This window comes from Dokdonella sp. (assembly GCF_049593775.1).
Lineage (GTDB): Bacteria > Pseudomonadota > Gammaproteobacteria > Xanthomonadales > Rhodanobacteraceae > Dokdonella.
This window is the reverse complement of sequence record NZ_JBAWHJ010000190.1, coordinates 1-5,184: the sequence shown is the minus strand read 5'-3', so window position 1 is coordinate 5,184 and position 5,184 is coordinate 1. Positions and strand designations below refer to the sequence as shown.

Below are 5,184 nucleotides of genomic sequence, written 5' to 3'. Positions count from 1 at the left end.
CCTGGCCTTGAGTCGCTGGAATGGCGCCGAGAACACACAGACCAGGCAAACCAGGCAAGCCAGCGTCGTCGATATGGGCTGCTGGAACAGGAATTTTTCTGCGTCGTCGATGAAGACTTTCTTGAATGCGGCGATCGCCGCACCGAGGATGATGCCGGCGCGCAGTGTGGATGGCAGCCAGCGCATCAGCCAGGTTCCAAATCCCGAAGCTCCGAGCACGAAGACCAGCCCGGCAAACATCAGCGACAAGGCAGTCATGACCTGAAAGCGTTGAACCGGATCCGGGTAGCCGGCGATGACGTAGGCCAGCACCAGAGGCAAGGCCGGCGTATTCCAGCCCGGTGCATACGGCTCACCGAAGGTATGCAACGAAGAAACGATGAACAGGCTGTATAGCAGCGAACAGGTCACGGCCTGTTCGAAGTTCATGCCGAAGTAGGCCTCAAGCACCGGCACCAGCGCCAGACCGGTCGCCGTGGCCACGAACACACCCTGCAGGAACTCCGGCAAGAGCAGGCGCGTGTGCAGGAACGGCACACGCATCGTGAATGGTCCCCAACGCCAGCCACTTGATGGATTGCTCATGCTACTCCCCGGTAATGAACCTCAGTCTTGCATTCCAATCAGGCCAGGCGAGGCCGGATCAGGTACGGAATCCGGCATCGAGACGATCGAGCTTGCGCAGCAATGCGGGCCAGACGAACGCGCCGCCGATGCCGTCGGTCTGCTCCCTGGACGCCGCGGCCACGCCATCGAGAATGCGTGGATCCACTTTGGTCAACTCGCCTCCGGCCTGCGCCGCGATCTGGATCTGACAGGTCGTTTCGAACAGGTACATGCCGAGGAATGCATCGGCGATGGAAGCGCCGACGGTGAGCAGGCCGTGATTGCGCAGCATCAGGAAGTGCGCCATGCCGAGATCCGCCTGCAGACGCGGCTTTTCTTCATCACGCAGGGCGACGCCTTCGTAATCGTGATAACCGAGCGAGGCGAGCACGAACGTCGACTGCTGTGAAATCGGCAGGATGCCTGCCTTCTGCGCGCTGACCGCGACACCCGCGCGCGTGTGCGTGTGCAGGACGCAATGAGCGTCGTCGCGCGCGGCGTGGATCGCGCTGTGGATGACGAATCCCGCCTCGTTGACGTTGAACGGCGACTCGCTGAGTTTGTTGCCTTCCTGGTCAATCGCGATCAATGACGAGGCCGTGATCTCTTCGAACAACATCCCATAGGGGTTGATCAGGAAGTGGTGTCCGTCGCCGGGCAGGCGCGCGCTGATGTGGGTGAACACGAGATCGGTCCAGCCATGCATGGCGACCAGGCGGTAGCAGGCGGCGAGGTCGCAACGAAGTTGCCATTCCTCGGCGCTGACCTTGCCTTCAAGTGACGGAATGTTCATGTCTGCTCCTGGTGTACGAGGATTTCATTCGATGTCGTAGACCGTACGAACCGGCTTTTCCAGTACCCGGCGCAACATCGGCTCGAACTCGCAAAGCGGCAGGGTTTCTGCCTTGGCATCGAATGCCGGGCTGTCGTAGAGCTCGCAAAACTCCCGCGTGCGTTCATAGTGGGGATTGCCTTCGAACTGGTCGCGCTGGTTGCGATCGAGTCCGATGTGATGGAAGTAGTAGTAGCCCTGGAAGACGCCATGGTGCTTGACCATCCACAGGTTCTCCTCGCTGACGAACGGGGTGAGAATTGCCGCGGCAATATCCGGATGGTTGTAGCTTCCCAGTGTGTCGCCGATATCGTGCAGCAAGGCGCAAACCACGTATTCCTCGTCTCGCCCGTCGCGCAGTGCGCGCGTGGCCGTTTGCAAGGAATGCGCCATGCGATCGATCGGGAAGCCGCCGAAGTCACCCTCGAGCAGTTTGAGATGGCTCAGGACGCGATCGGGCAAACCCTTGGCAAACGCCATGAATTCGCCGGCAATCAATTGCCAGTCCTGCTGGGTACTATCTTCGAAGCACGTGAATGTAGCTCGTGTGGTCATTGCGACTCCGCCGGGCGAACACTGAAGATCGCGCTCGCTCGCGCAATTCGGATTTCGTCCACATGAATGAAGCAGTTGGCATAGGCAAGGCTTCGCCCGATTTTCTGGACGTCGCTACGAATTTCGATCCAGTCACCCCGCTCCGACTTGCCTGCAAAGTCGATCGTGAGGTTTGCCGTCACGATGGGCGTTGGCGGCGTGGTCGACAACGCCGTGCTGTACCCCAGCGCGATGTCGGCAAGACTGCAAAGAACACCGCCATGTACCTGGCCGCGCGCGTTGCAATGCCTTGCTTCAGCGCGAATGGCGAAGACGAGACCGTCGGATTCCGACTTCTGGTAGATCGGCCCGATCAGATTTGCATACGCACTGATTCGAGCCACAGGCTCAAAGCCCGCTGGAACCGGATTCGGCGCGGAAGTTTGGTTGCTGCTGCCGGCAGGTGTGCTCATGTCAGCATGTCGCCGATTCTTCCAGTTCCTTTTCTTGCAGCACCCGCCACAGCATCTTGCCGGCAGCGTTTTTCGGCAGGCTGTCGACGAACTCGACAATATGCGGAACCTTGTACGCCGCCATCTGCCCGCGGGCCCAGTCGATCAGGCCTTCGCCATCCACTTCCTGACCGGGTCGGCGCACGACCAGGGCCTTGACGCTCTCGCCACGATGCTCGTCCCGGCATGCAATTACACATGCCTCGAGCACGGCGGGATGCGCGTAGAGATAGGACTCCACTTCCGCCGGCCAGACCTTGAACCCCGAGGCATTGATCATGCGCTTGAGACGGTCGACCATGAAGAAATAGCCTTCATCATCAACATAGCCAAGATCGCCGGTGCGAAAGTAGCGTCGTCCGTCGATCTCGACGAAGGCGGCGGCGGTGCGTTCCGGATCTTCGTGATAGCCACGAAATACTTGCGGGCCGTCAACGAGAATTTCGCCGACCTCGCCAACCGGCATCGGCTTCAAGGATTCGATGTCGACAACCAGCGCATGCACGTCGAAAATCGGCAGGCCAAGGCATTGGGTCTTTGGCCTGTGCTTCGGATTGAGATGGGTGGGCGCCATCGTCTCCGACAAGCCATAGCCCTCAATATAATGGATACCCCACAACGCGTGAATGCGTTCGGCCACGGCCCTGGGCATGGCCGCGCCACCACCGGTCAGGCAAGACAGCGATGACAGGTCGCGTTGCTGCAGGTCCTCCTGATTCAGAAAGTCGAACAGCATGGTGGGTATCGCCGTCCATGTGGTGACCCGGTAGCGTTCGATCAGCATCGCTGCGCAACGCTTGTCCCAGCGCGTCATGATGACAACGGTTACACCGCCGTAGATTGGCGATGTCACGCCGTTCTGCATTCCGGTGACATGGAACATCGGCAAGGCCGCGAGGACCATGCACTCCTTGGGGATCTTGACCCACTCGGGCCCGCCGATCGTGGTATGCATGACGCTGCGATGGGTGTGAATGCAGCCCTTGGGCTTGCCCGTCGTACCCGAGGTATAGGGCATTACGGCAAGATCGTCGGGGCCAGCAAGTGCGGGATCAGGCGTACAGCCCTCATCGATCACTTTACGCCACGCCGCTGCGCCCTGGATCTCCACAGCTGCGGCACCAACAATATCCGGCAACGGCAGGTCCGTATCCGGATCGATATAGTCCGAATACGTTGCAACCACCGCATGTGCCAGATCATCGCCTAGCAGCGGCGCGATATTGTCGGCCAGCTCCTGGCCAAAGATCGCGACCTTGCTGCCACTGTCGCGCACGATATGTGCGACTTCCTGTTGCAGGTTCATCGTGTTGATTGGCACCACCATCGCATCGGCACGCAGTATCGCGTGCATGGCAATGATGAATTGCGGGCTGTTCTGCATGTACAGGGCGACGCGGTCGCCACGGCGGACTCCGCAACGTTGCTGCAGGTAACCGGCGAGCTGATCGACCTCCGATTTCAGTTCGGCATAGCTCAGCGAACCACCGTAGTACAGGGTCGCGTCACGTTGCGGATAGCGGTGTGCCGACACTTCGAGGTTGTAGCACAGAGATGTCGCAGGCAATTCCAGATGTCTGGATATTCCCGGCGGCCAGTGAGTCAGGTTCATGGGTGACAGTGCCCTCCGGGTTTGGTGGCTTGCGTTGATCCGTACATGGGTTTTCAGTTGACCTGTTGCGGCAGGATTACGAGCTTGCCAACCGCCTCGCGCGCAAGCAGCGCGTCGAGAGCGGATGGTGCCTGTGACAGCGAATAGCGCTTCGAGATCAGGGGATTGATCTTGCGTTCGTTGAGCCAGGAAAACAGTTGTGCCATGTTGCCGGCATTGAGCTTGGGTTCGCGGCGCACGAATTCGCCCCAGAACACACCGACAAGAGCACTGCCTTTCAGCAACAACAGGTTGATCGGAATCTTCGGGATATCACCCGCGGCAAATCCGACGACCAGGTAGCGACCGCGCCAACCAACGCTGCGCAGTGCCGGTTCGGCGAAGTCGCCACCGACAGGGTCATAGACGATGTCGACGCCCTTGCCGGCAGTCAGCGCCTTGACGCGCTCGCGCAAGTCTTCGCTGCCATAGTCGATGACCTCATCGGCGCCCAGTGCAATCGCGGCGTCGCGCTTCTCCTGATTCGACGCAGCGGCGATTACCCGCAAGCCCATCAATTTCCCGATCTCGACGGCTGCCAGTCCGACGCCACCTCCAGCGCCCAATACAAGCAGAGTCTCGCCTGCCCTGGCTTCGGCACGATCCTTCAATGCATGCAGCGAAGTTCCATAGGTCAGGACGAAACTGCCGGCCAGCTCCAGATCAGCATCGCTGATGTCTTTTGGCAAGGGCACGATGTGGGTGGCATCGACGACCGCTTCCTGCGCGTAGGCACCGTGGCTGGCCAGCCCGACGACCTTGTCGCCAACCGCCAGGTGCTTTACCTCGCTGCCGACGGCAATGATCTCGCCCGACATCTCGCCGCCCGGCGAAAACGGGAACTCGGGACGGAACTGGTACTTGCCAGCGACTATCAGGGCATCCGGGAAATTGACCGCTGCAACGTGAACACGCAACACCACCTGCTTTGCACCGGGCTCTGGCGTGGGCATGTCGCGCAGTTGCAGGGACGAAGGCGCTCCCCAGTTGTCACAGATGATGGCTTTCATGGATTTCCTTTTGCTTGCAATTCTTGTTTACGGCGCCCT

General features: G+C 60.0%; 5 protein-coding genes and 1 pseudogene. All 6 read right to left on the bottom strand.

Annotation, left to right across the window (positions count from 1 at the left end; genetic code table 11):
* A pseudogene (locus tag WBP53_RS06715) lies at positions 1-585 on the bottom strand (hypothetical protein); the annotation flags it as partial.
* Between the two features lie 58 nt (positions 586-643).
* Entirely contained in the window at positions 644-1,399 is a 756-nt protein-coding gene (locus WBP53_RS06710) for a class II aldolase/adducin family protein (protein WP_423927202.1), read from the bottom strand.
* 24 nt (positions 1,400-1,423) lie between these two features.
* Complete coding sequence (locus WBP53_RS06705) at positions 1,424-1,993, bottom strand: HD domain-containing protein (RefSeq protein ID WP_423927200.1); 570 nt, start codon at positions 1,991-1,993, stop codon at positions 1,424-1,426.
* Positions 1,990-2,376 (bottom strand): PaaI family thioesterase, encoded by a 387-nt coding sequence (locus WBP53_RS06700; RefSeq protein ID WP_423927198.1) that lies wholly within the window; start codon positions 2,374-2,376, stop codon positions 1,990-1,992. The genes WBP53_RS06705 and WBP53_RS06700 overlap by 4 nt, the downstream gene beginning before the upstream one ends.
* Positions 2,377-2,446: 70 nt before the next feature.
* The gene (locus WBP53_RS06695) at positions 2,447-4,096 is read right to left on the bottom strand and encodes a long-chain fatty acid--CoA ligase (RefSeq protein ID WP_423927196.1); all 1,650 of its coding nucleotides are present in this window, start codon (positions 4,094-4,096) and stop codon (positions 2,447-2,449) included.
* Between the two features lie 53 nt (positions 4,097-4,149).
* Positions 4,150-5,145, bottom strand: coding sequence for an NADPH:quinone oxidoreductase family protein (locus WBP53_RS06690; protein ID WP_423927194.1), 996 nt, complete (start codon positions 5,143-5,145; stop codon positions 4,150-4,152).
* Positions 5,146-5,184 lie beyond the last annotated feature (39 nt).

Excerpts from the sequence above, each read along its gene's own strand:
- WBP53_RS06705 (WP_423927200.1), bottom strand. The coding sequence starts at position 1,993 with ATGACCACACGAGCTACATTCACGTGCTTCGAAGATAGTACCCAGCAG.
- WBP53_RS06695 (WP_423927196.1), bottom strand. The coding sequence starts at position 4,096 with ATGAACCTGACTCACTGGCCGCCGGGAATATCCAGACATCTGGAATTG.
- WBP53_RS06690 (WP_423927194.1), bottom strand. The coding sequence starts at position 5,145 with ATGAAAGCCATCATCTGTGACAACTGGGGAGCGCCTTCGTCCCTGCAA.
- WBP53_RS06710 (WP_423927202.1), bottom strand. The coding sequence starts at position 1,399 with ATGAACATTCCGTCACTTGAAGGCAAGGTCAGCGCCGAGGAATGGCAA.